Raw genomic sequence first — 2,527 nt, forward strand, 5'->3', positions numbered from 1 at the left:
AGACAGGTTGACAACTTCCGTGCGAACGCGGGCGGATGTGACTACCTGAGGTAGGTCAGCGGGCGGCGGAGCCCTCGACGTAGTCCGAGTCGGTGTCCTTGACCCAGCTCATCAGGCCGCGGAGCTTGCGCCCGGTGGCCTCGATCGGGTGCTGGGCGCCCTGCTCGCGCAGGCGCTTGAACTCCGGTGCACCGGCGTCCTGGTCGTCGATGAAGCGCTTGGCGAAGGTGCCGTCCTGGATGTCCGCGAGGACGGCCTTCATGTTGTCCTTGACCTCCGGGGAGATGACGCGCGGCCCCGAGACGTAGTCGCCGAACTCCGCCGTGTCCGAGATGGACCAGCGCTGCTTGGCGATGCCGCCCTCGATCATCAGGTCGACGATGAGCTTGAGCTCGTGCAGGCACTCGAAGTACGCGACCTCGGGCTGGTAGCCCGCCTCGGTGAGCGTCTCGAAGCCGTACATGACCAGCTGCGAGGCGCCGCCGCAGAGCACGGCCTGCTCGCCGAACAGGTCGGTCTCGGTCTCCTCGGTGAAGGTCGTCTTGATGCCGCCGGCCCGCAGACCGCCGATCGCCTTGGCGTAGGACTTCGCGAGCTCCCAGGCCTGGCCGGAGGGGTCCTGCTCGACGGCGACGATCACGGGGACGCCGCGGCCGTCGGTGTACTCACGGCGCACGAGGTGGCCGGGTCCCTTGGGGGCGACCATGAGCACGTCAGAGCCAGCCTCGGGCTTGATGTAGCCGAAGCGGATGTTGAAGCCGTGGCCGAAGACCAGCGCCGTGCCCTCGTTGAGGTTGGGCTGGATCTCCTCGGCGTAGACGGTGCGCTGCACCTGGTCGGGCGTGAGGATGACGACGACGTCGGCCTCCTTGACGGCCTCGGCGACGGTGAGGACGCGCAGGCCCTCGGCCTCGGCCTTGGCGCGGCTCTTGGAGCCCTCGGCCAGGCCGACGCGCACGTCGACGCCCGAGTCGCGCAGGTTGAGCGCGTGGGCGTGACCCTGCGAGCCGTAGCCGATGACGGCGACCTTGCGCCCCTGGATCAGGGACAGGTCGGCGTCGTCGTCGTAGAACATCTCAGCAGCCATGGGCTGGTCTCCTTCGTGGGTGGTCGTGCGTCTATCTAACGGGGATGGGCCGTATGCCGAGACCGGGCGTCTCGGCATACGACCGATGGACGGTCAGCCGCGGTTGCTGCGGTCGGTGATGGAGCGGGAGCCGCGACCGATGGCGACGAGGCCGGACTGCACCAGCTCCTTGACGCCGAAGGGCTCCAGGGTGCGCAGCAGCGCCTCGAGCTTGAGGACGTTGCCGGTGGCCTCGACGACGATCGTGTCGGGCCCGACGTCGACGACCTTGGCGCGGAACATCTCGACGACCTCCATCACCTGGCCGCGGTGGGCCGCGTCGGCCCGGACCTTGACCAGGATGATGTGCCGCTGGACCGACTGGTCGGCCTGGAGCTCGACGACCTTGAGCACCTCGACGAGCTTGTTGAGCTGCTTGGTCACCTGCTCGAGCGGGAGCACGTCGACGTCGACGCGGATCGTCATGCGCGAGATCTCGGGGTGCTCGGTCTCGCCGACGGCGAGCGCCTCGATGTTGTAGCCGCGGCGCGAGAACAGCGCGGCGATGCGGGTGAGGACGCCGGGCTTGTTTTCCACGAGCACGGACAGGGTGTGCTTGCTCACTCGTCATCACTCCAATTCGGGGCCATGCCCTTGGCGATCTGGATCTCGTCGTTGCTCACGCCGGCGGGGACCATGGGCCACACCATCGCGTCGCGGCTCACCACGAAGTCGACCACGACGGGCCGGTCGTTGATCGCCATCGCGGCCTGGATCGTCTCGTCGATCTTGGCGGGGTCGTCGCAGCGCAGCCCGACGCAGCCGTAGGCCTCGGCGAGCTTGACGAAGTCCGGGATCCGGATTTGGTCGTGGGAGGTGTGCAGGTCGGTGTTGGAGTAGCGCTCGTTGTAGAAGAGCGTCTGCCACTGGCGCACCATGCCGAGGCTCGAGTTGTTGATGATCGCGACCTTGATCGGGATGTCGTTGACGACGCAGGTGGCCAGCTCCTGGTTGGTCATCTGGAAGCACCCGTCGCCGTCGATCGCCCACACGACGCGGTCCGGGTCGCCGGCCTTGGCGCCCATGGCCGCGGGCACGGAGTAGCCCATCGTCCCGGCACCACCGGAGTTGAGCCACTGCCGCGGCCGCTCGTAGCGGATGAACTGCGAGCTCCACATCTGGTGCTGGCCGACGCCGGCGCAGTAGATCGCGTCGGGCCCGACGATCTCGCCGAGCCGCTCGATGACGGCCTGCGGGGCGATCGTCGTCTCGTCGTCGTGGACGTAGCCGACGGGGTAGGTCGCCTTCCAGCCCGTGGCGGTGGCGACCCACTCGGCGTAGTCGGCGACGTCGCCCGCGGCCTGGTCGGCCTTGATGGTGTCGATGAGGTCGCGGATGACCTCCTTGGCGTCGCCCACGATCGGCACGTCGGCGACGCGGTTCTTGCCGATCTCGGCGGGG

Annotated in this window: 3 protein-coding genes; all 3 read right to left on the reverse strand. The window is 68.3% G+C overall.

Annotated elements, in window-relative coordinates; genetic code table 11:
* Positions 1 to 55: 55 nt before the first annotated feature.
* Positions 56 to 1,165: a ketol-acid reductoisomerase gene (gene ilvC / locus B4E97_RS04795; protein ID WP_286957957.1), complete on the reverse strand. Its 1,110-nt coding sequence runs from the start codon at positions 1,163 to 1,165 to the stop codon at positions 56 to 58.
* 15 nt (positions 1,166 to 1,180) lie between these two features.
* Positions 1,181 to 1,690, reverse strand: a complete 510-nt coding sequence (ilvN, locus tag B4E97_RS04800) for an acetolactate synthase small subunit (protein WP_019287842.1) — start codon at positions 1,688 to 1,690, stop codon at positions 1,181 to 1,183.
* Positions 1,687 to 2,527: thiamine pyrophosphate-dependent enzyme (locus B4E97_RS04805; RefSeq protein WP_286958903.1), on the reverse strand; the 841-nt coding region annotated here is incomplete at its 5' end. The genes ilvN and B4E97_RS04805, both read right to left, overlap by 4 nt.

The sequence above is a fragment of the Arsenicicoccus sp. UBA7492 genome (assembly GCF_002479615.1).
GTDB classification, from domain to species: domain Bacteria; phylum Actinomycetota; class Actinomycetes; order Actinomycetales; family Dermatophilaceae; genus Arsenicicoccus; species Arsenicicoccus bolidensis.

Excerpts from the sequence above, each read along its gene's own strand:
- ilvC (WP_286957957.1), bottom strand. The coding sequence starts at position 1,165 with ATGCCGAGACGCCCGGTCTCGGCATACGGCCCATCCCCGTTAGATAGA.